Raw genomic sequence first — 23,473 nt, 5'->3', positions numbered from 1 at the left:
TGTCCGGGGTTCACCGGGCGTTCCCCCGGCCGGAGGTTGTGACCGTTCGGTCATATTCCGTGCTGGGTTACGAGGCGTACGCCTCCAGTTCGGACAGCTGGCCCGCGGGCCAGCCGGTGTTGGCGGTGAAGGTCAGGCGCAGATGGCGGGCGCCGGTCGCGGGCAGGGGGATGGTGACGGTGTTGACGCCTTCGGCGAAGGTGTAGCCCGCCGAAGCCTTCACCGTGGACCAGGTGGTGCCGTCGGTCGAGCCGAGCACCGAGAGGGTCTGGGTACGCGTGCCCCACGCGGCGGGGAGCTTGAGTACCAGGCGTCCCACCGTGCGTTCGGCGCCGAGGTCCACGGTGAGGGACTGCGGGAAGGCGTGGTTGGTGCTCTCCCAGTACGTGCCCGGCTGTCCGTCGGTGGCGTTGGCGGCCACGTATCCCTGGCTGTGGCCGGTGTCGGAGGCGGTCCGCCCCTGGGCGAGGTTGCCGCCCAAAGGAGGTGTGGGCGGGGTCGTCGGACCGCCCTCGGCGGCGTAGACCTCGAACTCCGAGACCTGCCCGGCCGCCCAGCCGGTGTTCCCGGTGATGTGCACCCGGACGTGGCGGGCGGAGGCCGCGTCGAAGGTCAGCGTCGCGCTGTTGCCGGAGGCGGGGTTGAAGGTGACGCCCGAGGAACCCTTCAGCGTGGACCAGGTGGTGTTGTCGGTGGAGCCGAGTACCGACAGGGTCTCGGTCCGTGTGGCCCAGTCCGCCGATGGCGGCAGCTTCAGCGTGACCTTGCCGATCGTCTTCGCCTCGCCGAGGTCGACGGTGAGGGACTGCGGGAAGGAGTTGCCGCTGCTTTCCCAGTAGGTGGACGCATTGCCGTCCACCGCGTTCGCGGCGCCGTACGACTGGACCGAGGAGGAGGCGGTGGCGGCCCGGCCCTGCGCCAGGTTGCCGTTCGGCGGGGTCGTGGGCGGCTGGGTCGTCGGAGGCGTCGTCGGGGGTGTGGTGGGAGGCGTGGTGGGTGGTGTGGTGCCGCCGCCACCGGGTACGCCGCCGTTGGTCCACACCGGGGCCGGCCAGGTGCCGGAGCAGGTCTGGCCGGTGTTCCAGCCGGAGTTGCCGCCGCCGTCGGTGATCTGGAGGCCGGTGCCGATGCAGTTGTGGATCGGGGTCGCGGCCTGCGCGATGTGCTTCGCCGTGACGTTGGTGAGCTTCATCGCGATGTTGGCCTGCGCCTGGATGGCGTAGGTGCCTGCGCCGTCGATGTTGATGTCGGTGAAGCTGACCCCGCTGATGGCGCCCTCGATGGAGTGGATCGCGGCGTAGGAGGAGTCGAGGACGTCGCTGTCCGAGATGTTGATCGCCGCGCCCTGTACCGGCTCGTTGAGCCCGGAGAACCAGATCGCGCCGACGCCGAAGTTCCAGTTGAAGTCGCTGTTCCCGGCCCGGATCAGGGTGTTGCGGGCGGCCGTGATGGTGCCCGCGACCGCCGTGCCCTTGCCGGAGTTGACCCCCGGATAGCGGTTGGCGATGTGCAGCCCGCCGCCGTTGCTGACGGTGTCGGCCATGACGTTGTCCGAGATGGTGAAGTCCTTGCCGCCGTACGTGACGATGTTGTTGGCCAGGATCGGCAGGACGACCGTGTTGTGGTCGAAGCTGATGTTGACGTTCGGCTTGTCCTGCGGCCAGGACGCCAGCCCGTCGTCACCGGCATTGCGCACAAAGGTGTTGGTGACGCGGGAATTCGTGACACCCGTGTGGAAATTCACGCCATCGGCCGTCATGTCGAGGAAGCGGCTGTTCTTGATGGTGAAGCGGTCCATCGGACCGTCCATCCACGCGGCGACCTTGACGTGCTGCACCCAGACGTTGTCCACGGTCGAGTCCGACATCGCGCCGCCGATGGCGTTCACCTGGTCGTCGTCGGTCCGCTCGCGGATGTCGCCGATGATCGCGAAGTCCTTCAGCGTGACGTTTCTGCTCGGCCCGTTCGCCTCGTGCGGCCGCACCGGACCGGTGTAGCCGCCGCCGGGGACGTACTTGCCGTAGAACCCGGCGGCCCGGTTGCGGTTCACGGGGTCGCGCCCGCCGAAGACCGTGTACCAGGGGCCCGCGCCCTGGACGGTGACACCGTCCACGACCACGTGGTCGTAGAGCGTGTAGGTGCCGGGAGGAACGAACACCGTCCTGCCCTGCGCGCGTCCGGCGTCGACCGCCGCCTGCATCCTGGCCGTGGAGTCGGCGGCCCCGGTGGGGTCGGCGCCGAAGTCCGCGACGGCGTCGAGCGCCCCGGCCGGCTTGGCGGCGGCCGCGGCGACCTGCTCGAAGTCGGCGAGGTCGATGGTGAAGGCCGGCGACTGGGCGGTCGAGGTCACCTGCACCCGGATCTTCGTACCGATCGGGTGCGTGGCGCCGAGCAGGGTCCGGGACTCGTCGTAGAAGTGGTGCGGGTTGGTGTCGCCGGGGTTGTTGTTGAAGGGATAACCACCGTAGTACCAGCTGTACTTGGAGGTCACGGGCAAGGTGCGCACCGACTGGCCGTTCACCTGCACGTCCAGCGTGGCGTCGCGCCCCTTCCCGTCGGCCGTGTCGGGAAGGCTGTAGCGCAGGGACATCGCGTTGGCGGGTGCGGTGAGGGTGAACTCCACGTACTGACCGGCTGCGTTCAGCGTCACCGCCTGCCGCCCCGAAGCCTCCGAAGGGAGGTGGCCGTAGTACCGGTCGGGGCCGGTCAGCGTGCCGTTGGACTGCGCGTACTCGGCCTCCAGCTCGGTGAAGGGCACGTCGGCGCCGCGACCCGGTATGCCGATCGGTGAGGGGGCGGGCACGCCCGCGGCGTACGCGGCGGGGGCGCCGCCGAGGGTCAGGGCGGTCAGCGCGGCGGTCGCGGTCAGGGACAGGGTCAGGAAGACGGCGGCGCCCCGCCGTCTGATCCTGCGGACCTGTCCGGGTCTCGGGGCATGGCTGTGCGGCAGTTGGGACATGAGCAGGCACGTCCTTGCGGCTCGATCGGTGGGGGGAAGGAGTCGACTCAACGCAGGAGGCTACGACTCCGCCAGAAGGAAGTCTATGAACTGATGCAAGAAATCGACTTCGCATCGCAATAAACCTGTGTGGGCTTGAGCAGGCGTGCGGGTGTCGCGTCGCCTAGGCGTGCTGAGTACGGCTACTCATGACCGTGCCGCGCGAGCGGTCGACCATGAACGACACCACCACCACCGCGCCGCCCGAACGGGGTTGTCCATGCTCAGCCGAATCGCCGCCGCCGTCGTTCCCGCCTTCGGGACGCTGACGGTCACCGCCGACCCCGGGACGCGGCCCGCCGAGGGCAGCATCCTCGTCGCCAATCACACCTCCCTCGCCGACCCGGCGGTCGTGGTCGCCGCCCTGCGCCGATACGGGATCGAGCCGGTCATCCTGGCCACCGGCGGCCTGTGGCGAGTGCCGCTGCTCGGGACCGCGCTGAGGCGTGAAGGGCACATTGCCGTCCACCGCGGCACGCACCGCGCCGCCGACTCCCTCGACGCCGCGGCCGCCGCGCTCGCCGCGGGTCGCAGCGTGCTCCTCTACGGGGAAGGCGGGCTGCCCGGCCGCCGCGACGCGGGGGAGTCCGCGCCGGGCCCCTTCCGCAGCGGCCTGGCCCGGCTGGCCGCCGCGACGGGAGCCCCGGTCGTGCCCGTGGGCCAGGCCGGCGCACGCCGGCTGAGTTCCGGCGGCCGTGCCAAGCAGCTCGCCGGAGCCCTGACCGCCCCGCTGCGCAGGCCCGGCCTCCACGTGCACATCGGCTCGTCGCTGCAGCTGACCGACCGGGTCCCCGAGGCGACGGAGCAGGCCCGCCGGGCGGTCACCGCCGCCTGGCGCACCGCGGCGCTCTCCCTCGGCGAGCCCGTCAGCGAGTGGTGTGCGCCAGGACCACGTGGGCCGCGGCCTCCCCGTCGGCGTCCGTGTCGATGAAGGACACCATCAGGGGGCTGCTGCCCGTAGGCCCGCCCGCCGTGGCCCGCAGCCGGTAGCGCTCCACGCGCACACCCTCGCGGACGAGCGGACCGCCGCCGGTGAACATCGACTCCGGCATGTGGTCGTTGGCGACGCGCAGAGCAGCCGCACGCCAGGTGCCCGAGGTCGCGTCGAACCGCTCCAGCAGGAAGCCCGGTCCGCTGCCGGGCTGGTCACCCGGTTCGCCGACGAGGATCTCCATCTGGAAGGCGACCAGCAGATGCCGGTACTCCGCGGAGTTCCCGTTCCGCAGGGTGACGGTGAACTCCTGGGCGGGGCCGCCGCGTACGAGGGCGAGCCCGCCGCCCCGGGTGTCGACCGCCGCCCGCAGCCGGGTCGGGGCCACCGGCGGAGGCGTGGCGCGCGTCGTGGCCGGGGCCGGCGGTGCGGACGCGGACGGGGACGCCAAGACCGGCGGTGAGGCGGAGACGGAAGGCGAGGCGGACCCGGCGGCCGTGGCCGACGCGGACGCCGAAGCCGCAGCGGACCCGGAGAGGGACGCGGACGCCGGGGTCTTGCCGTCCTTGTCCCCGCATCCGGTCAGGCTGGTCAGGCTCGCCAGCAGCACGGCGGCCGCGGCCGCGGCGGTGAGGGCCCGGCGGCGTTCGGCGGATGCGGGCATGGGATCGGTTCTCCTCCGGGTCAGCTGAGGGAGGAACCTAACAAGCACGCGCCCGCCGCGACGAGGCCGGGCAGGCATCGGGGCGGCGACGGTTCGGTCACGGCGCAGGTCGCCCGGCGCGCCCGTCCGGAACGTTCAGACGAGGGGCTTCTCGAAGTTGAAGGCCGTCACGGCCATCCGCTCGCGGAAGTAGAAACGGTGCGCGTCGGCCCGCTGGGTGCCGGAGTCCAGGGTGAGCGCGGTGCACGCGGCTGCCCTGGCGTGCTGCTCGAGGTGCGCGAGGAGTGCGTGGCCCACGCCGGTCGAGCGGGCGGCGGCCGTGGTGACCAGGTCGTCGACGTAGAGCTTGCGGACCTGGTAGGTGTTCGCGACGATCCGCCAGCCGGCCGCGCCGACACACACGCCGTCCTCGTCGTAGGCGGCGGTGAAGCGCAGCCCCTGGCCGTGCCCCTCCGCGAGGATCGAGCGGAACACGTCCTCGGTCAGATGGGGGCGGAGTTCGAGGAGCACGGGGAGCAGGTCCCCGGTCAGTCGCGAGTCGCCGGGCTCAAGGTCGATGATCTTCATGGGGCCAGCCTAAGCCGGACCGGGAACCGGGCCTCCTTCGGGAGCGCCGTCTCGCGCCGTCACCGCCGGTGTGTCGGAATGGGAGTGACCGCTGCCGGCGGGCGGAAGGAGTGGCATCCCATGAAGTACATGCTGATGGTCCTGGGCAAGCAGGCCGACTACGAAGCCATGGCGGGCAAGGCGAGCGGCGACAGCCCGGCCTGGTCGGCGGCCGACCTCAAGGCGATGTTCGACCACATGGGAGCGCTGAACAGCGAGCTGGCCGCGGCGGGCGAGTGGGTCGACGCCCAGGGGCTCGCCGAACCCCGCCAGGCCCGTCTGGTGACCGCCGGAGCCGACGGCACGCCGAACGTGTCCGACGTGCCGTACGGCGAGACCAGCGCGGTCATCGCCGGATACTGGATCGTCGACGTCGCCGATTTCGCCCGGGCCGCCGAGATCGCCGCGCGCGCCTACGCCTGCCCGCTCCCCGAGGGCGCCCCGAACTATCCCGTCGTGGTGCACCCCGTCGGAGGCGCCCCGGAGACCGGGAGCTGAACGCGGACGCCTGACGTCCGCATGCCGGACGGCGGTCACCGTTGTCAGTGGCACCGCCTACTCTTGATCATGTGAGCCCGACCCCTGACGACCTGGCCCCCGAGCGTCCCCTCGCCGAGATCAACTCCGACATCCGCGGCCTCTTCGCCCGCGCCGAAGGCCGCCTGTCCGACGCCGAGCGCGTGCGGCACGCCATGCTGCTCGCGGAGTGGGCCGCGGCGATACGAGCCTCGGTCGTCCCCGCCGCGTAGCCACGGACGAGAAGGTGGACCATGAGCAGCCTGCGCAGTCTCCTGGAGGCCCGTGTCGGTGAGGGCTCGCTGCCCGGCGCGGTGGGGCTGGTCGCCCGCGGCGAGGACGTCGAGGTGGCGGCCGTGGGCTCGCTCGACACCGCCGCCACCGCCCCGATGGCACGCGACTCCCTCTTCCGCATCGCCTCGCTCACCAAGCCGGTGACCGCCGCGGCCACGATGACGCTGATCGAGGACGGCCTGCTCGCCCTCGAGTCCCCGGTGGCACGCTGGCTGCCGGAACTCGCGGCGCCCGTGGTCGTCCGTACGCCGTCCTCACCCGTCGACGACGTGGTCCCCGCCGAGCGCCCGATCACCGTCGAGGACCTCCTCACCTTCCGGGCGGGCTACGGCTTCCCCTCGGACTTCTCGCTGCCCGCGGTCGGGCTGCTCTTCAGCGAACTGGGGCAGGGTCCGCCGAAGCCCCAGGAGATCGCGGCCCCGGACGAGTGGATGGCGGCCCTCGCCCGCATCCCGCTCCTCCACCAGCCGGGCCGGGCGTGGCTCTACAACACCTGCTCCGACATCCTCGGGGTCCTCCTGGCCCGCGCGAGCGGCTTGTCCCTCCCGGACCTCCTCGCCGAGCGCGTCTTCGAGCCGCTCGGCATGCGGGACACGGGCTTCGCCGTACCGGACGGACAGCTCGACCGGTTCACCTCCTACTACCGGCCCGCACCGGGCGGCGCCGGCGCCGGCGAAAGAGGAGCGCTGGAGCTGGCCGACGCCCCCGACGGCCAGTGGAGCACCCTGCCCGCGTTCCCCTCCGGGACGGGCGGGCTGGTCTCCACCGCCGACGACTGGCTCGCCTTCGGCCGGATGCTGCTCGCGGAGGGCGCGTACGAGGGCGGGCGTTTGCTCTCGGCCGATTCCGTACGGCAGATGACCACCGACCACCTCACGGCGGAGCAGCGCGAGGGCGGCGCCCTCTTCCTGGAGGGTCAGGGCTGGGGGTTCGGCGGCTCCGTGGACGTGGCCCGCCTCGACCCGTGGAACGTGCCGGGCCGCTACGGCTGGATCGGCGGCACCGGCACCGCCGCCCACGTGGTCCCGGCCACCGGGACGGTCACCGTCCTCCTCACCCAGCGGGAGATGGTCAGCCCCACCTCGCCCGAGCTGATGCGCGAGTTCTGGACCTACGCCGCCACGCGTTAGGCACGGCGATCCAACGCCCTTGCCGATTCCGTGACATACCGCACGGACACCCTGCGCAAACTGCCTGTACGGGCCCGTTCCGGGGGCTGATCGGGTGAACTCGCGCAACTCGTGGTGAGGTCGGCCGTTGATCAAGGCGCTCACCACCGTGCACTCGTGCAACAGAAGGACCAATAATGATCAAGAAGATTATGGCCACCGCCGCTGCCACCGCGTCCATCGTCGGTGCGGGCGCCGCTCTGGCCGCCCCGGCCATGGCCATCGGCAACGACAATGGGATCAACACCGTCAACGGCAACGGTGCCCAGCAGATCTACGGCAACCAGAAGACCCACGGTGACCAGAGCCCGCAGCTCGGCCTGGTCCAGGGCACGCTGAACAAGCCCTGCATCGGTCTTCCGGCCAAGGTCAACGCCCAGTCGATCCTTGCCGCGCTGAACATCGGTGTCCAGGACATCAACGTCCTGTCGAACCCGCAGAACCAGCAGTGCACCGAGAACTCCACCCAGGCCAAGGGTGACGAGCCGCTTTCGCACATCCTCAGCAACATCCCGGTCCTGTCCGGCAACCTCTCGGCCGGCAGCTGACGCAGTTCCCTTTTCGAGCCGGGGCCTCGGACGCCCGCGCGAGTGCCCACGGGGCCCCGGCTTGCTCCACCGGATCTGCGGATCCGACTGTTCCGCAGGCGTGCGGCGGCCCCGAGGCCGCCGGTACGGGCACCGGTCCTCACGTCACAGAGCCTCTCGCCAGCCGGGCGAGAGGCTCTCTGACGTGAGGGGCTCCTACCCGGCCCGCCCAATCAGAAGGGCTTCGTCGGCAGGTACTTGCCGTCCAGGGTGATGACGGCGCGCTCCCCGCCCTCGGGGTCGGCGACCTTGCGGACGTCCAGCCTGAAGTTGATCGCGCTGATGATGCCGTCCCCGAACTGCTCGTGGACCAGGGCCTTCAGAGTGGTCCCGTACACCTGGAGCATCTCGTGGAAGCGGTAGATCGTCGGGTCCGTCGGGACGGTGCCGGGGACCGAGCCGCGGGTCGGGATGGTCTGCAGGAGCAGGACCGCCTCCTCGTCCAGGCCGAGCAGCTCGGCGACGGACCTCGCCGCGTCCTCGGGCAGCGGGTGCTGGCCGAGCAGCGCGGCGGTGACGAAGGCGACCGACAGGCCGGTGGAGTCGGCGAGCTGCTGCCAGGACAGGTCCTTGCGGGTCTTCGCCTCGACGGCGGCGACGGCGAGGGTCTGGCGGGCGGTGGGGTCGAACTGGGCGTGCGGCATGGGGGCGTCCTTCCGGAACGGGTTGAAGGGTGGGGCGAGGGGGCTCAGACGGCCACGGCGGCCGTGGGGCCGGTGACGTCGGCGACCCCGCCGGTGGGGATGTCGTAGACCCAGCCCCGAAGGCTGAGCCTCCCGGCGGCCGTGGCGCGGGCGACCGAGGGATGGGTGGCGAGGTTCGCCAGCTGGGCGCGCACGTTCTCGCGGACCAGTGCGGCCACCCGGCCGGGTCCGGTGCCCGCCGTCCGGGCGAGCGAGGCGTCCGCGTGCCGCAGCCAGCCCGCGACCGAGGACGCGGCACTCAGGTCCGTGCCATCGGCCAGGGCGGTCATCGCGCCGCAGGCGGAGTGCCCGCACACGACGACGCCGCTGACACCGAGGACCGCCACGGCGTACTCGATGCTCGCCGTCACCCCGTCCGGGCCGGGCGCGTACGCCGGGACCAGATTCCCGGCGGTGCGGATGACGAACAGCTCGCCCGGCTCGCTCTGGGTGATGAGCTCGGGCACCACGCGGGCGTCGGAGCAGCCGATGAACAAGGTCGCCGGGCGGTGTGCCTCGGCCAGGTCCGCGAAGAGGCGTGCCTTCGCCGGAAACACCTCGTGCTGGAAGTGTGCGACGCCATCGGAAAGATCGTGCATGGTCACTCCCTCGGGTGGGATGCGCCCCGTGGGGCTTGACGTGTTCCACCATGCATGAGCTGCATCTATTGTGTCCAAGACGCAATATCCATGTCCTCTATCGATGCCATCTATAGTTGGCGCATGGCCTTGGAACTGCGTCATCTGCGCTACCTGATCGCCGTCGCCGAACACGGCAGCTTCACCCGCGCCGCCGAGGAGCTGCGGATCTCCCAGCCCACCCTGTCCCAGCAGGTCAGGCAACTCGAACGCACCGTGGGAGTCCAGCTGTTGGACCGTACCGGCCGCGCCGTACGGCTCACCGACGCGGGCGCCACGTACGTGCACTACGCGCGCGGCGCGCTACGGGACCTGGCGGCCGCCGAGCGGGCCGTCACGGACCTGGCCGACCTCTCCCGGGGCCATCTGCGCCTCGCGCTGACCCCCACCTTCAGCGCGTACCTCGTGGGCCCGCTCACCGCGGAACTCCACGCCACACACCCCGGCATCACCCTCGAGGTCCGCGAGATGCCCCAGGACCGCATCGAAGCCGGTCTGCTCGCCGACGAACACGACCTCGGCCTCGCCTTCCACGGGCCGCACCCGCCGGGCATCGCCGCGACCCCGCTGTTCACGGAGACCCTCGGCCTGGTCACGGCCGCCGGCACCGGCGCGGGCAGCCCGCCCGCCGGTGCGGCACTCCCCGTACGAGACCTGGCGGAGCGCCGACTGGCCCTGCTCAGCGGGGACTTCGCCACGCGCGGTCACGTCGACGCCTACCTCGCCGCCCACGGGGTGCGGCCGCACGTCGCCGTGGAGGCGAACTCCGTCCAGGCCCTCACCGAGATCGTCCGGCGCACTTCGCTGGCCACCGTCCTGCCCGAGGCCGTCACCCACGACCATCCGTACCTGCGCCCCGTCCCGCTCGAGCCCGTCCTGCCTCCGCGCACGGTCACCCTGCTGCGCCGGGAGAGCGCCTACGAGAGCGCGGCGGCCCGCGCCTTCGCCGGACTCACCCGGCGCCTGGTGCACGCCCGCGGCTACCCTCCGGCGTAGCGTCAGCCGACTGTCCTTCTCGTGCCGGTCACAGAGCCGACCTCGTGACATTTGCCCGGCGTGCTCCTCGCAGAGGCCACGGTTCTTGCATGCCCGGAGGGCCGGTGTCTAGCGTCGGGACATGACCACCGAGCCGCAGCGCTTCGAGATCCTGTTGGTAGCCGAGCACGTCAAGAACCGGAGCGGCGCCCCCCAAGCAGACCACCCCCTGCGATCGGCCGTGGTCGAGGCGACCGGCAGGACGGGCGCCTCCGGCTACCCCCGCTACGTCGGGGAGGGAATGGAGGCCGACATCGACCCGGTCAGCCGCACGGTCGAGGCCGTGCTCGTGGACGGCTCGGAGCTGGACCCCGGCATGACGGCCCTGATCGCCCCCGAGGGCGGGAAGGGAACGAAGGGCCGGCGGCAGTAGGGCCCGCCAGCGCAGGGGGCGCTCCCCGCCGGTCCGGGCCCTGCCGCCGTGCCGCGGGCGGCGGGCCGCCTCACCCCGCGACGGCCGAGGCCGCCGGGGCGAGGCGCTGCCCACCCGCGTACACGTTCAGGGAATCGCCGCGCAGGCAGACGGGCGTCCCGCAGCGCCCGGCCGACGATCTTGTCCACGGCGTTGTGCCGGCCCACGTCCTCCCGCACGTCGACCAACTCCCCGGCGGGGGAGAACAGCGCGGCGGCATGGAGCCCGCCGGTGCGGTCGAAGACCCGCTGCGCCGACCGCAGCCGGTCGGGGAGGCCGGCCAGCACAGCGGGCGTGATCCGCACCGGCGGGCTGTCCGTGAGCGCGAACCGGGAGGCCGTACGGACCGCGTCCAGGCTCGCCTTCCCGCACCGCGACCCGATCGAGACGGTGGCCCGCGCCAAGGGCCTGAACTACGTCAAGCTGGACGGGGAAGTCGGCATCATCGGCAACGGGGCCGGCCTGGTCATGTCCACCCTCGACGTGGTCGCAGGCTGCGGAGCCCGCCCCGCCAACTTCCTCGACATCGGCGGCGGCGCCTCTGCCCGGGTGATGGCCGGCGGCCTCTCCGTCATCCTCGCCGACCCGTCGGTCCGCTCCGTCCACGTCAACGTGTTCGGCGGAATCACCGCGTGCGACGCGGTCGCCGAGGGCATCGTCCATGCCCTGGACTCCGTCCGCCTGACGAAGCCCCTGGTCGTCCGCCTGGACGGCAACAATGCGGCGGAGGGCCGCGAGATCCTCTTCCGCTGCGATCATCCCCTGATCGACCTCATCGCCATCGAGGCGGATCCCGACACCGAACTCATCGTCCTCATAGGGGAGATCGGCGGAGACGCCGAAGAGCGCGCCGCCGCCCACATCTCGGCGCACGTCACCAAACCCGTCGTCGGATACATCGCCGGCTTCACCGCCCCCGAGGGCAGGACGATGGGCCACGCCGGCGCGATCGTCTCCGGTTCCACCGGTACGGCCGAGGCCAAGCAGGCCGCCCTGGAAGCCGCGGGGTCGCCGTCGGCTCCACCCCCTCCGAGACCGCCCGCCTCGTCCTGGCACGACTCGCCGCGCGGACGTGAAACCGGCCATTCGGCAAACGCCGTACCTACGGTCGGACCACCCGTCGCCGTAGCCTCGGCGTACGGCCGCCCCGTGCGAAGGCGACCGTACGCGAGCCACCTCCCTGCCCCGCCCACACACCCTGAGCGGAGAAACCACAGATGGTACCCACCCTCACCCTCAAGCCCGGCACGGCCTGGTCCGACGCCTGGCGGCGGGCTCTGGCCGCCGCCCCCGAGGCCTTCCGCGACGACCACGTCCTCAACCTCTGGGGCGGCTCCTGGCAGGCCGACGGCCGCAGCCTGCCCGCGACCAGCCCCGTCGACGGCAGCCCCGTCGCGGGGCCGCCGCGCCTGGACTCCCGGGCCGCCGGGCAGGCCGTACGGGCGAGCCTCGACCAGCACCGCGCCTGGCGCCACGTCCCGCTGCCGGAACGCCGTGCCCGGGTCGGCGCCGCCCTCGACGCCCTCACCGAGCACCGCGAACTGCTCTCGCTCCTGCTCGTCTGGGAGATCGGCAAGCCCTGGCGGCTCGCCCAGGCCGATGTGGACCGCGCGGTGGACGGCGTCCGCTGGTACGTGGAGCACATCGAGACCATGGCCGAGGGCCGGACCCCGCTCGCCGGGCCCGTCTCGAACATCGCCAGCTGGAACTACCCCATGTCCGTGCTGGTGCACGCCATGCTCGTACAGGCCCTCGCGGGAAACGCGGTGATCGCCAAGACCCCCACCGACGGCGGACTCGCCTGCCTCACCCTCGCCTGCGCGCTCATCCGGCGCGAGGGCATCCCGGTCACCCTCGTCAGCGGGAGCGGGGCCGAACTGTCCGAGGCCCTCGTCCGCTCCCCGGAGATCGGCTGCGTCTCCTTCGTCGGCGGCCGCGACACCGGCGCGCGGATCGCCACCGCCGTCACCGACCTCGGCAAGCGCCACATCCTCGAACAGGAGGGCCTCAACACCTGGGGCGTCTGGGAGCACACCGACTGGGCCGCCCTGACCGCCGTCATCCCCAAGCTCTTCGACTACGGCAAGCAGCGCTGTACCGCCTACCCCCGCTTCGTCGTCCAGCGCACCGCCTTCGACGCCTTCCTCGCCGCCTACCTCCCGGCCGTCGCGTCCATCCGTACGGGCCACCCCCTGGCCGTCGCCCGCCCCGAAGACCCGCTGCCCGAACTGGACTTCGGACCGCTCATCAACGCGGCCAAGGCCAAGGAGCTCACCGACCACGCCGCCGAGGCCGTCGAGCGCGGCGCCGTACCGCTCTTCCGCGGCACGCTCGACCCGGCCCGCTTCCTGGCCGGGCAGGACACCTCCGCGTACGTGGCCCCGCTGACGCTGCTCAGCCCGCCGGCGTCCTCCCCGCTCTACCACGCGGAGCCCTTCGGCCCCGTCGACACGATCGTCCTGGTCGACACCGAGGCGGAACTGCTCGCCGCCATGAACGCCTCGGGCGGGGCGCTCGTCGCCACGCTGTCCACCGACGACCCGGCCACCTTCGCCCGGCTCGCCCCGCAGATCCGGGCCTTCAAGCTCGGGCACGGCACACCCCGTTCGCGCGGCGACCGCGAGGAGCTCTTCGGGGGCTTCGGCGGCTCCTGGCGCGGCGCGTTCGTCGGCGGGGAACTGCTCGTCCACGCGGTCACCGACGGCCCGCCCGGCGAACGGCTGCCGGGCAACTTCCCCGAGTACCAGCTCATGCCGTAGCACGGCGGCGGGCTCCTCCCCCGAGCGGGGGGAGGAGCCCGGACCTCAGGAGTCAGGGGAGTCTCAGCTCACCTGGACGGTGACGTCGTCCACGACGTAGGAGGTCTGGAGGGACTGGTCCTCCGTGCCGTCGAACCTCAGGGTGACGGTCTGCCCGGCGAACCGCGACAGGTCGTACGTCCTCTGCGTGTAGCCGGAGTTGGCGTCCAGGTTGGACAGGGTCTCCAGGGTCTGGCCGCCCACCGAGACGGTGAACCGGTCGTAGACCACGTTCTCGTTCTCCTCCGTGTCGATGTGGAGGAAGAAGGAGAGCCGGTACGAGGTGCAGCCCGAGGGGATGGTCAGGGGCTGCGAGGCGCTGTCCGTGTGGGACGAACCCCATCCGTTGAGCCAGGCCATGTAGCTGCCGGAGTGCGCGGCCTGGCCGGACTGGTTGGTGATGACGCCCGCGGTCGCGGACCAGGGGCTGGTGCCGTTCTCGAAGCCGCCGTTGGCCACGAGCTGGCGCGGGGTGCAGGTGCCGCCGCCACCGCTGACGGTCAGCGTGTAGGTGGTGCTGTGGCTGACGGTGCCGGAGCCCGTGACCGTCAGGGTGTAGGTGCCCGGCGTGGTGCTCGCGCCGACCTGCACGGAGAGGGCCGAGGAGCTGCCGGACTGGACGGAGGTGGGGCTGAGGGTGGCGCTGACCCCGGCCGGTGCGCCGGAGACGGACAGGGCCACCGTCTGGGCGGCGCCGCTGACGGTCTGGGTGTTGACGGTGGCGGAGGTGGAGCCGCCGGGAGCCGCGGTGCCCGCGGACGGGCTGGTGGCGAGGGAGAAGTCCTGTGCGGGCGTCCCACCGCCGACGGCCTGCTTCCAGACGGCGTAGGCGACGCCGTCGGCGCTGCGGTCCAGCACCGTGGCGTTGATGTTGTTCGTGGTGTCGCAGGAGCTGTGGTAGCAGGGGTCGTAGGCGGCGTTCGCGGTTCCGCCCCACTTGGCGGCCTGCGCCGAGGTCTTGCGGGCGCTGGCGCCGGCAGCGTAACCGGAGGTGGGGATGCCCGCCTGCTGGAAGGAGTAGTCGTCGCTGCGGCCCTGGCCCTCGGTGTTCTCCTCGGGCGCGAGGTTCAGCGAGGTCCAGTACGCCTTGAGCGGGGTCGCGGTGGTGGAGTTGAGGTTGTTGATGAAGTAGCCGCCGTTGGTGGAGCCGACCATGTCGAAGTTGTAGTAGCCCTTGATGGCCGAACGCGGGGCGCTGGTCAGCTGGTTGACGTAGAACTCGGAGCCGTTGAGGCCCTGCTCCTCGTCGGTCCACCAGGCGAACCGGACGTGCTTGGTCATGGTGGGGTTCTGCTGGGCGAGGACGAGGGCGTTCTCCAGCAGGGTCGCGGAGCCCGAGCCGTTGTCGTTGATGCCGGGGCCTGCCGAGACGCTGTCGAGGTGGGCGCCGAACATGACGGTCTGGTCGGCGGGGCCGCCCGGCCAGTCGGCGATCAGGTTGTTCGACGGGTAGGTGCAGGAGGAGCAGTTCTGCTCGGTGACGGTGTACCCGGCGGCCGTCAGCTTGCCCTTCAGGTACGCCAGCGACTGGGTGTAACCAGCACTGCCCGCACGGCGGTTGCCGCCGTTCTGAGAGGCGATGGTGTTCAACTGCGTCAGGTGCGCCTGGACGTTGGCGACGCTGATGTTGGGCGGGTCGTTGCCGGGCTGGGTCCCGCCGACGTTGAGCGTGTAGTCGACGGTGTGGGAGAGGGCGGTGCCCTGCCCCTTGACGACGACCGTGGACGAGCCGGGCGCCGCGTTGGCGGTGGCGGTCAGGGTCAGCACCGAGGACTGGCCGGACTGGACCGTGGCCGGGCTGAAGGCGGCGCTCACCCCGGCGGGCAGTCCGCTCGCGGTGAGGGTCACCGACTGGGCGACGCCGGTGGTGACGCTGGTGGCCACCGTGGTCGTGACCGAGGCGCCCTGCTGGACGGTGCCCGAGGACGGGTTCAGCGCCAGCGAGAAGTCGTTGTTCTGACCGCTCGGGGTACAGGTCGGGTCACCGGCCTGGGCGGGCACGCTGATGGCGTCCCAGGCCGCCTTGGTCTTGTCGAAGAGGTTGCAGGTGGTGTCGAGGGACTTCGCCGAACTCAGGGTCGCCGTGCGGTACTTCTTGTAGGACATGCTGCTGGTCTTGAGCAGCATGCCGCCGTAGAAGATCTTGCCGGCGTTCTGGACGCCCACACCGGTCAGCGTGGACTGGTTGCAGGTGCTGCTGCCGGGCTTGCCGCCGCCCGGGTTGGTGCCCTCGGCCAGCAGGTAGAACCAGTGGTTCAGGGGACCCGCGGCCGCGTGCACCTCGGTGCCGGGTATCGCGGAGCTGTAACAGGCCGGGTCGTTGTTGACGGCCGGCGGGTTGTACATGTTCCGGATCGGTCCCCGGCCCTGGAGGTTGATGACCTCGCCGACCGTGTAGTCCGGGGTGTCGTACGGGGCCGGCTGGTTGATGTACGCCTCGGTCAGCGCGCCGAAGATGTCGCCGGTGGCCTCACCGAGTCCGGACTCCTGACCGCCGGTCCCGCCCGGGGTGTTGGAGTCGATGGCGTGCCCGTACTCGTGGGCCACCACGTCCACGCCGGCGATCCACTCGTTCGCGCTGTTGTGCCCGATGGTGACCGAGCTGCCGTCCCAGTAGGCGTTGAGGTCGTTCAGCCCGACCTTGGCGGGGAAGGAGCGCCCGTTGCCGCTGACGCCGTTGCGGCCCAGCCACTGGCCGAGCATGTCCCACTGCTTCTGCGCGGCGAACATCAGGTCGACGCAGCCGGTCTCCTTGCTCGTGGGGTTGCCTGTGCCCCAGGAGTCGGAGGACTTCGTGAAGACCGTGCCGGTGCTGTAGTCCGCGCAGCTCAGGCCGGTACGGTTCGGGTCGCGCAGGGTGTAGGTGGAGCCGGAGTTGGTGGTGTCGATCGTGATCGGGCCGGGCCCGTTCCACTTGCTGTTTCCGCTGCCCGCGACCACGTCGTCGTAGCTGTCCACGAAGGCGCCGGTGCGCGCGTCCACGAAGACGTGCAGCTTGCTCGGCGCCGTCCTGGTACGGCCGGAGAGGACGGTCTCCCAGGCCAGGACGGGCTTGTCGTCCTTGAGCCGCACGACCAGGCGGCTGCTGTCGACCTTGTCGACCGAGGCCAGCTTCGCCCGCGACGCGGACTCGGCGTCCTTGGCGCTGACCGTCGGCGCGGTCGCCACCTCGATCCGTACGGAGGAGGCGGACTGCAGGGCCCGCACCCTGCCCTCGCCGTCGGCGAGCACGACCGCGTCGCCGCCGACGACCGGCAGGCCCCGGTAGCTGCGCTCGTACGCAACGGAGTAGAGGTCCTTCAGCCAGGGGGTGACCAGGCGTCGTTCGTACTGCTCCTGCGAGGAGTTGACCAGGGAGTCGAGACCGCTGTCGACGGCCCGGTCCGCGCCGGCGACCGCGCGGGCGGCCGGGGTGTCCTGCGGGGACGGTGCGGGCTGCGCCTGCTGCGCTGCCGATGCCGTCCCGGCCACGGTGCCGGCCAGGCTCGCGGCCAGCGCCATCGCTGCCACGGCCGCCGTCCATCTGGTGGGCTGCAACGTCCACTCCGATCGTGGGGGGTGGGTGGGGGGAGTGCGTGCTCGTTCGCGGCCGAGTATGAGCGTGGACATGACGGGAATGGGACATCCCGGCAGGCATAAGGCCGGGGTTATGGTGCGGTGGCGGCGGGCTGCGTACGCTGCCCGGATGCAGCTGGAGTTGAGGCATCTGCAAGCCGTCTGCCGGATCGCCGAGGCGGGCAGTCTGGGGGGAGCCGCGCGGCGGCTCGGAGTGTCCCAGCCCGCACTCTCCGCCCAGCTGCGCCGCATCGAGCGGGTCACTGGCGGCGAGCTGTTCGTGAGGGGCCGCAGCGGGGTGGAGCCCACGGCGCTCGGCCAGTTCGTCCTCGCGAAGGCGCGCCGCGTGCTCAGCGAGATGGACGCCCTCGGCGCGGAGGCCCGCGCACTCGCCACCGGCACCCCGCTGCGCCTGGGCTGCATCCTGCTCGTCCTGCTCGACGGTCTGCTGGCCGAGACCGATCTGTCCATGTCCGGCCAGGAGATCACCGTGGACCTGGAGGACTCGGTGACCGCGCTGGCCCGGATGCTGGGCGCGGGGCGGTACGACGCCATCGTGTACGGGGAGGTCAACGACCACGAGGTACCGCTCCCGGCGGGGACCCTGGCGCGGACGCTGATCCCCAAGGAGCCCTTCTGCATCCGGCTGTCGGCGGGACACCCCCTCGCTGGCCTGGACCGCATCGACCTCGCCGACCTCGCCGGCGAGTCGTGGATGACGCTGGTGGAGGACGACGACGGCGGTCCCGAGGCGCTGGTCGCCGCCTGCGCGAAGGCCGGGTTCGTCCCGTCGCTGCGCTACCGGATCACCGACCGCAAGATGCACTACGACCTGATCGCGGCGGGGCGCGCGATCTCCCTCAGCCAGCCGACGGCCCCGCAGGTGCCGGGGACCGTCATGCGCCCCCTGGCCGGGGCGCCCGTCACCGGCCGGATCCGCCTGGCCTGGAACCGCTCCGCGGTCTCGGCCGGTCAGGCGGAACTGCTCTACCGCGCCGCGGCCCGCGCCTATCTGGCCAACGTGGACAACCACGCCTTCCACAAGGACTGGTGGGACGCACACCCGGAGCTGCACCCGGCACTGGAGTGACGGGTGCGGCCCGTGGGGGAACTGTCGGTCAGGAGCCGTCGGCGAACACGGCGTAGACGTCGCGCCGGCCCGCGTACTCGCTGAGGTTCCAGATCACCGACTCGCGGTAGGCCCAGTCGGTGGTGGTGCCGCTGTGGAAGCTCAGGTCCTCGGAGCCGACACCCAGGCGGACGACGGTGGAGGGCACATCGGTGCCCGAAGTGACCGTCTTCAGATAGCCGTTGGAGGACGGGCCGTTGCTCTGCGACAGGTAGTGCTTGCTCTGGCGTGAGACCACGCCCTGGATCTTGCCCTGCTTCACCGTGACGGCCTCGGTGGCCGTGGTGGCGGCGAGCTTGCGGGTCGTGTAGTCGAGCGGCCAGCGGACGATCTTGGGCAGGTCCACCTTCGTGCCGTTGCCGTTCCACCCGGTCCCCGAGTAGTCCACCACGGGACTGGTGAGGCTGGTCGCGTACTCGCTCACGGTGAGGCTGTCCGGGCTGGAGGCGCGGTCGAGGCCGATCGCCGAGAAGCGCAGCAGCGTGCCGGTGTTGTCGTAGGCGCCGCACTGCGGAAGGACGAAGCGGTAGTCGTAGGCGTGGTAACTGCCGTCGGACTGCAGCCCGCAGGCGTCCGGGAGGCCGGTGCTGACCTCGAGGATGCTGTCCAGGTCGAAGACCCGCAGGCCCTTGTACGTGTCCACGACGTACAGCCGGTTGCCGTACCACATGATGCCGCCGGCGTGCTTGCGGACCGGCTCGTAGGTGAAGGTGCCGCCGGCCCCGCGGACGGGCTCCACCAGCAGCACGTGCCGGTAGACGGGGGCGGCGGCCGAGGTGTAGTCGACGAAGCTGACCCGGATGCCCTTGTCGATGAGGAAGTCGTCGACGCCGTTGTCGTCGGGGTCGGTCTCGAAGTACCAGGAGACCAGGACCACCCGCTTGCCACCCGCGGGCCACAGACCGGCGCCGAGCGCGTCCGCGCTGGTGGTGATGCCTTGCGGAATCCACTCGACCGCGTCCTGGTCGCCGGTGTTCCAGGTGAACCCGTGCGAGAAACCGCCCACGCCCGCGGGGGCCGAGGAGAGGCGGGTGGCGTCGCGGTTGGCGACGGCCAGCACATCGGATATCTGCGCGCGGGGCAGGGCCCGCGCCAGGCCCGCGATGTGGTCGGCGAACGTACCGGAGGCGTTGGACGTCCGCTCGGCGAGCGTGAACTGGCCGGGGGTGATGGTGGCCGCCTCGGCGGTGGCGGGGGCGAGCGCGGCGCCGGCCGCGGTGACGAACGGCGCGGCGGCCATTCCCTTGATGATCGTTCTGCGTGACATGGTCATGCGGTGAGAATGTAGATCTTCGGATCGCGCCCGTGCAAACCTCCACCCACCGGTCACGGGAGCAGGGCTGACGATACTTCACCGAGGGGGAACCGGGCCGTCCGGGGAGGCCCGGCCTCATCCGGCGCAAGCGCGGACGAGGCCGGGCCCGTGGCGGGCCGGTGCTCAGTGGAACAGCATGGATGCGTCCCCGGCCGCGGTGGTGACCGACCCCGGACAGAGGAAGCTGCCCGAGGTCTTGGTGGCCGTGAAGGGCTTGTTGGTGTACTTCCGGGTGGTCCCGTCGCGGTTCCACTCGAGGTTCGTCGCCTTGTACCGGCAGGAGATGAAGCTCTGCTTGCCGGTGATGTCGATCGCGTCCGTCTTCGCCACGGCGCCGGCGTCGTCGAAGGTGAAGGCGGGGTTGTTGTTGAGGGTGGCGGTAATGCCGCCGTTGCACGTGAGATTGCCGCCGGGCTTGTTGATCGTGTTGCGGTCGACGGTGAGGGCGTTCGGCGGGACGGCGCTGGTGCTCGCGTTGGTCCAGGTACAGGTGCTGCCGGCGACCACGATGACCCCGTCGGCCTTCTGATCGACCGTGGGTCCCGCGGCGATCGCCGCCGACGTGCCGACGACGGTTGCCGCGATCGCCAGTGCGGCGAGTCCGGTGAGCGTGGGGATGTGCCTCATGTCGCTCCTCCTTGCCACGTCCTTGTGGGGGTGATGCGAGGGCCCGGAGGCCTCGCGGGAGTGCGTCACGGAGGGTGTCACAGGGACCTTGAATTGTCAGGTGCAGCTCAACGACTGGCTTGAACCCGCCCTGGAGTGAACGTATTGAGCGTCTCGATCGAAACCTAACGGAAAGTGCCTGTCTATTCGATTGTTATGTGCGTTCACCCTTGACTGCGATCGGTTTCGGACAAACGATGGTGCCCGTTCACCCCACTCCTTCCGTACGAGGCCCCGTAGGAGCCGTGCCATGTCGCGCACTTCACGTTTGTTCCGCACAGTCGCCGCCACCGCCTCCCTCGCCGCCCTGGGGCTTCTGGCCACCGCCTGCGGCGACGGCGACGGCTCCGGCAAGGCCGCGGGCGGCGGCACCGCCGCCCAGCCGGTGGAGATCACCTACTGGTCCTGGATGCCGGGCACGAAGCAGACGGCCGAGGCCTTCAACGCGAGCCACGACACCATCAAGGTCAAGTTCGCCGAGGTGCCCGCGGGCCTGGCCGGCGGCTACGACAAGCTCGCCGCGGCCGTGAAGGCGGGCAACGGCCCGGACGTCATGAACATCGAGTACCAGGCCGTCCCCGACCTCGTCACCCAGGGACTGCTCGCCGACTCCTCCAAGCTGCTCGGACCCACCGTCAAGAAGCAGCCCGAGCAGGTCCAGGCCCTGGTCACCCTCGGCGGCAAGCTGTGGGCGGCGCCCTTCGACGTGGCGCCGCAGATGCTCTACTACCGCAAGGACCTCTTCGAGCAGCACAAGATCGCCGTCCCGAAGACCTGGGACGAGTTCCGGACGGCCGCGGAGCAGATAAAGCAGGCCGACCCCGAGGCCCGCATCACCTCCTTCTGGGGCGACGAGTCGGCGACCTGGGCGGGCCTCGCCCAGCAGGCCGGTGCCAAGTGGTACGGCACGGAGGGCGACGCCTGGAAGGTGAACATCAACGACGCCGCCACCAAGAAGGTCGCCGCGTACTGGGGCGACCTGGTCAAGAACGACCTGGTCTTCAACCACAAGGCGTGGAGCCCCGAATCGACCAAGGCGGCCTCCGAGAACAAGGTGTACACCCGCCTCGGCGCCTCCTGGAGCGCGGGCAGCCTGAAGACCGAGCAGGCGAAGCAGGAGGGCAAGTGGGCCTCCGCCGCGCTCCCCGGCTGGGGTGACGGCAAGATCGGCATGGTGGGCGGCTCCTCCTTCGCCGTCATCAAGGACAGCAAGAAGGCGGAGGCCGCCGCCGAGTTCATCAAGTGGGCCACCACCAGCCCGGAGGCCGTCAAGGCCCGGCTGAGCCCGGGGACCTCCAGCGCCATGCCCGCCGACGAGGCGCTCCGGGAGACGGCGAAGGCCTCATTCGACACCAAGTTCTACGGCGGCCAGGACATCTACGCCACCGCCTCCGAGCAGGTACCGAACATCGCCACCGGCTGGGTCTGGAGCCCGGTCCACAACGCGACCTCGGTCGACCTCGTCGCGGCCCTGGCCAAGGCCCAGGACGGCAACTTCGCCGCCGCGTTCGACACGGCGCAGGCCACGGCCGAGAAGCTGATCAACGACCGCGGTCTGAAGCTCGCGAAGTGAAGCCGGCACCACTCGCCGTGAAGCCGGCACCCCTCGCCCCCAGCAGCACGCGGCGCTCAGGCCGCGGCCGGCGCGGTCAACGCACCGCCGCCGCCCTGCTCATCGGACCGTTCGTCCTGCTCTTCCTCGCCGTCATGGTCGTGCCCATCGGGTACGCGGCCTACCTGAGCCTCTTCCGCGAGCAGTCCTCCGGCCTCGGCTTCGGCGGAACGCAGACCCTCTTCAGCGGTATCGACAACTACGTCCGGGCACTGACCGCCCCCGCCCTGCAAACCGGCTTCCTGCACATCGCGGCGTACTGCGCGGTCTACATTCCCGTCATGATCGGCGGGGCCCTCGTCCTCGCCCTGCTCATCGACTCGACCCTGGCCCGCGCCAAGCGGTTCTTCCAGCTCGCCGCGTTCCTGCCGCACGCGGTGCCCGGTCTGATCGCCGCCATCATCTGGGTGTTCCTCTACACCCCGGGCCTCAGCCCGATCCACCAGTTCCTCGACTGGGCCGGCGCCAAGGCCGACTTCTTCGGCGACGACGCCATTCTCTTCTCGATGGCCAACGCCACAGCCTGGCAGTGGATCGGCTACAACATGGTGATCTTCTACGCGGCCCTGCAGGCCATCCCCCGCGAGACGCTGGAGGCCGCGACCGTCGACGGCTCCGGCGCCGTCCGCACCGCCCTGTCCGTCAAACTCCCCATGATCCGCTCCTCGGTGGTCCTCACCACCCTCTTCACCTGCATCGGCGCCATCCAGCTGTTCACCGAGCCGGAGACCTTCCGCTACGACGCCACCGGCCTGTCGCCCGAGTGGTCGCCGACGATGTTCATCTACCAGGCCGCCTTCTCCAAGCACGACTACGGGATAGCCGCCGCGGCCTCGCTCATCCTGGCCCTGCTCGGCGCCCTGCTGTCCTTTGTCGTCACCAGGCTCGGAAACCGGTGGAAGGAAGCATGAGCACCCTCACCGCGGACAAGACCGCGCACCCCGCGCCCGGCGGCACCCCGCGCCGCCGCCACCCGCACCCGCCCCGCCGCCCGCGCACCGGCGGCCGGATCCTCGCCTCGAAAGCCGCGGTCAACGGCCTCCTCGCCCTGATCGCCCTCTACACCCTGATGCCGCTCACCTGGCTGCTGTTCGCCGCGACCAAGAACAACGCGGACCTCTTCGGCAAGCCCGGCTTCACCCTCGGCGACTTCAACCTGTTCGCCAACCTCGGCGACCTGTTCACGTACAACGACGGCATCTTCGGACGCTGGCTGCTCAACAGCTTCGTCTACTCGGTCCTCGGGTCCCTCGCCTCGACCCTGCTGAGCCTCGGCGCGGGCTACGCCTTCGACAAGTACGACTTCAGGGGCAAGGAGAAGCTGTACGGCTTCATCCTCCTCGGCCTGCTGGTCCCCGCCACCGTCATCTCCCTGCCCATGTACCTGCTGGCCTCCAAGGCCGGCATCGTCAACAGCTACTGGGCGATCCTGATCCCCGGCCTGGTCAGCCCCTTCGGCGTCTACCTCTCCCGGATCTTCTCCGAGGGCTACGTCCCCGGCGAGACCCTGGAGGCCGCCCGCATGGACGGCGCCGGCGAACTGCGCACCTTCGGATCCGTCGCCCTGCCGATGCTCGCGCCCGCCTTCGTCACCGTCTTCCTCTTCTCCTTCACCGGCAGCTGGAACAGCTTCTTCCTCCCGCTGGTCATGCTCAACGACCACGAGCTCTACCCGGTGGGACTCGGCCTGTTCAACTGGAACGCCACGCTCACCCAGTACCCCGAGCAGTACGCCCTGCTCATCACCGGCTCCCTGGTCTCCGTCCTGCCGCTCGCCGTGGCCTTCCTCTGCCTCCAGCGCTTCTGGCGCTCGGGTCTGACCGCGGGCGCGGTGAAGTGACCGTGACCACCACCACGCCCCTACG

Annotated in this window: 20 protein-coding genes and 3 pseudogenes; 14 read left to right on the top strand and 9 right to left on the bottom strand. The window is 71.0% G+C overall.

Annotated elements, in window-relative coordinates; genetic code table 11:
* Positions 1–67 precede the first annotated feature (67 nt).
* Complete coding sequence (locus OHA89_RS03945) at positions 68–2,959, bottom strand: discoidin domain-containing protein (protein ID WP_406365245.1); 2,892 nt, start codon at positions 2,957–2,959, stop codon at positions 68–70.
* A 259-nt stretch (positions 2,960–3,218) separates the two neighbouring features.
* Here OHA89_RS03945 and OHA89_RS03940 point away from each other — a divergent pair, with 259 nt between their 5' ends.
* A complete protein-coding gene (locus tag OHA89_RS03940) occupies positions 3,219–3,929 on the top strand; it encodes a 1-acyl-sn-glycerol-3-phosphate acyltransferase (RefSeq protein WP_215140510.1) in 711 nt (236 codons plus the stop codon).
* Here the strand turns inward: OHA89_RS03940 and OHA89_RS03935 are convergent.
* Together OHA89_RS03935 and OHA89_RS03930 are read right to left on the bottom strand one after the other, a co-directional pair.
* Positions 3,865–4,593, bottom strand: a complete 729-nt coding sequence (locus OHA89_RS03935; RefSeq protein WP_406365243.1) for a hypothetical protein — start codon at positions 4,591–4,593, stop codon at positions 3,865–3,867. The two genes, OHA89_RS03940 and OHA89_RS03935, sit on opposite strands and share 65 nt — an antisense overlap.
* Before the next feature lie 135 nt (positions 4,594–4,728).
* Complete coding sequence (locus OHA89_RS03930; RefSeq protein ID WP_266612876.1) at positions 4,729–5,160, bottom strand: GNAT family N-acetyltransferase; 432 nt, start codon at positions 5,158–5,160, stop codon at positions 4,729–4,731.
* Between the two features lie 120 nt (positions 5,161–5,280).
* Between OHA89_RS03930 and OHA89_RS03925 the strand changes: the two genes are divergently transcribed.
* From OHA89_RS03925 to OHA89_RS03910, 4 genes are all read left to right on the top strand, one after another.
* Complete coding sequence (locus OHA89_RS03925) at positions 5,281–5,697, top strand: YciI family protein (RefSeq protein ID WP_266612875.1); 417 nt, start codon at positions 5,281–5,283, stop codon at positions 5,695–5,697.
* 71 nt (positions 5,698–5,768) lie between these two features.
* The gene (locus tag OHA89_RS03920) at positions 5,769–5,948 is read left to right on the top strand and encodes a hypothetical protein (protein ID WP_215140506.1); all 180 of its coding nucleotides are present in this window, start codon (positions 5,769–5,771) and stop codon (positions 5,946–5,948) included.
* A 21-nt stretch (positions 5,949–5,969) separates the two neighbouring features.
* Positions 5,970–7,139 (top strand): serine hydrolase, encoded by a 1,170-nt coding sequence (locus tag OHA89_RS03915; protein ID WP_266612873.1) that lies wholly within the window; start codon positions 5,970–5,972, stop codon positions 7,137–7,139.
* Between the two features lie 176 nt (positions 7,140–7,315).
* A complete protein-coding gene (locus OHA89_RS03910) occupies positions 7,316–7,726 on the top strand; it encodes a rodlin (protein WP_266612871.1) in 411 nt (136 codons plus the stop codon).
* Positions 7,727–7,938: 212 nt separating this feature from the next.
* Here OHA89_RS03910 and cynS read toward each other — a convergent pair whose 3' ends face one another.
* Together cynS and OHA89_RS03900 are read right to left on the bottom strand one after the other, a co-directional pair.
* Complete coding sequence (gene cynS / locus OHA89_RS03905) at positions 7,939–8,409, bottom strand: cyanase (protein ID WP_266612869.1); 471 nt, start codon at positions 8,407–8,409, stop codon at positions 7,939–7,941.
* 44 nt (positions 8,410–8,453) lie between these two features.
* Complete coding sequence (locus OHA89_RS03900) at positions 8,454–9,047, bottom strand: carbonic anhydrase (protein WP_406365239.1); 594 nt, start codon at positions 9,045–9,047, stop codon at positions 8,454–8,456.
* Between the two features lie 123 nt (positions 9,048–9,170).
* Here OHA89_RS03900 and cynR point away from each other — a divergent pair, with 123 nt between their 5' ends.
* Positions 9,171–10,082 carry a transcriptional regulator CynR gene (gene cynR, locus OHA89_RS03895; protein ID WP_406365237.1) on the top strand — a complete coding sequence of 304 codons (912 nt, stop codon included), beginning with the start codon at positions 9,171–9,173 and terminating at the stop codon, positions 10,080–10,082.
* Positions 10,083–10,203: 121 nt separating this feature from the next.
* On the top strand, positions 10,204–10,494 hold the full coding sequence (locus OHA89_RS03890) for a hypothetical protein (protein ID WP_215140500.1): 291 nt from the start codon (positions 10,204–10,206) through the stop codon (positions 10,492–10,494).
* A gap of 104 nt (positions 10,495–10,598) precedes the next feature.
* Here OHA89_RS03890 and OHA89_RS03885 read toward each other — a convergent pair.
* Positions 10,599–10,925, bottom strand: a pseudogene (locus OHA89_RS03885) (formate dehydrogenase accessory sulfurtransferase FdhD); the annotation flags it as partial.
* Here OHA89_RS03885 and OHA89_RS03880 point away from each other — a divergent pair.
* The 3 genes and pseudogenes from OHA89_RS03880 to OHA89_RS03870 all read left to right on the top strand — a co-directional run.
* A pseudogene (locus OHA89_RS03880) lies at positions 10,903–11,310 on the top strand (succinate--CoA ligase subunit beta); the annotation flags it as partial. The pseudogenes OHA89_RS03885 and OHA89_RS03880 overlap by 23 nt on opposite strands.
* A pseudogene (locus OHA89_RS03875) lies at positions 11,305–11,609 on the top strand (succinate--CoA ligase subunit alpha); the annotation flags it as partial. The pseudogenes OHA89_RS03880 and OHA89_RS03875, both read left to right, overlap by 6 nt.
* A gap of 141 nt (positions 11,610–11,750) precedes the next feature.
* A complete protein-coding gene (locus OHA89_RS03870; RefSeq protein WP_406365234.1) occupies positions 11,751–13,292 on the top strand; it encodes an aldehyde dehydrogenase family protein in 1,542 nt (513 codons plus the stop codon).
* A gap of 63 nt (positions 13,293–13,355) precedes the next feature.
* Here OHA89_RS03870 and OHA89_RS03865 read toward each other — a convergent pair whose 3' ends face one another.
* Positions 13,356–16,841, bottom strand: a complete 3,486-nt coding sequence (locus tag OHA89_RS03865; RefSeq protein ID WP_406368379.1) for a M28 family peptidase — start codon at positions 16,839–16,841, stop codon at positions 13,356–13,358.
* Positions 16,842–17,016: 175 nt separating this feature from the next.
* Between OHA89_RS03865 and OHA89_RS03860 the strand changes: the two genes are divergently transcribed.
* Complete coding sequence (locus OHA89_RS03860; protein ID WP_266612863.1) at positions 17,017–17,976, top strand: LysR family transcriptional regulator; 960 nt, start codon at positions 17,017–17,019, stop codon at positions 17,974–17,976.
* 28 nt (positions 17,977–18,004) lie between these two features.
* Here OHA89_RS03860 and OHA89_RS03855 read toward each other — a convergent pair whose 3' ends face one another.
* Positions 18,005–19,288, bottom strand: coding sequence for a hypothetical protein (locus tag OHA89_RS03855; RefSeq protein WP_406365232.1), 1,284 nt, complete (start codon positions 19,286–19,288; stop codon positions 18,005–18,007).
* A gap of 165 nt (positions 19,289–19,453) precedes the next feature.
* Positions 19,454–19,957, bottom strand: coding sequence for a hypothetical protein (locus OHA89_RS03850; RefSeq protein ID WP_257552789.1), 504 nt, complete (start codon positions 19,955–19,957; stop codon positions 19,454–19,456).
* Positions 19,958–20,246: 289 nt separating this feature from the next.
* On the opposite strand from OHA89_RS03850, the gene OHA89_RS03845 reads away from it, so the two are divergent.
* The 3 genes from OHA89_RS03845 to OHA89_RS03835 are packed head-to-tail and all read left to right on the top strand — an operon-like array spanning position 20,247 to position 23,448.
* Positions 20,247–21,569 (top strand): ABC transporter substrate-binding protein, encoded by a 1,323-nt coding sequence (locus OHA89_RS03845; RefSeq protein ID WP_406365230.1) that lies wholly within the window; start codon positions 20,247–20,249, stop codon positions 21,567–21,569.
* Positions 21,566–22,519 (top strand): carbohydrate ABC transporter permease, encoded by a 954-nt coding sequence (locus tag OHA89_RS03840; RefSeq protein ID WP_266612857.1) that lies wholly within the window; start codon positions 21,566–21,568, stop codon positions 22,517–22,519. Before OHA89_RS03845 ends, OHA89_RS03840 begins: the two co-directional genes overlap by 4 nt.
* On the top strand, positions 22,516–23,448 hold the full coding sequence (locus tag OHA89_RS03835; RefSeq protein WP_406365228.1) for a carbohydrate ABC transporter permease: 933 nt from the start codon (positions 22,516–22,518) through the stop codon (positions 23,446–23,448). Before OHA89_RS03840 ends, OHA89_RS03835 begins: the two co-directional genes overlap by 4 nt.
* Positions 23,449–23,473 lie beyond the last annotated feature (25 nt).

Origin of the sequence: Streptomyces sp. NBC_01546 (genome assembly GCF_045208355.1) — a bacterium.
Lineage (GTDB): Bacteria > Actinomycetota > Actinomycetes > Streptomycetales > Streptomycetaceae > Streptomyces.
This window is presented reverse-complemented; position numbering and strand designations above follow the sequence as displayed.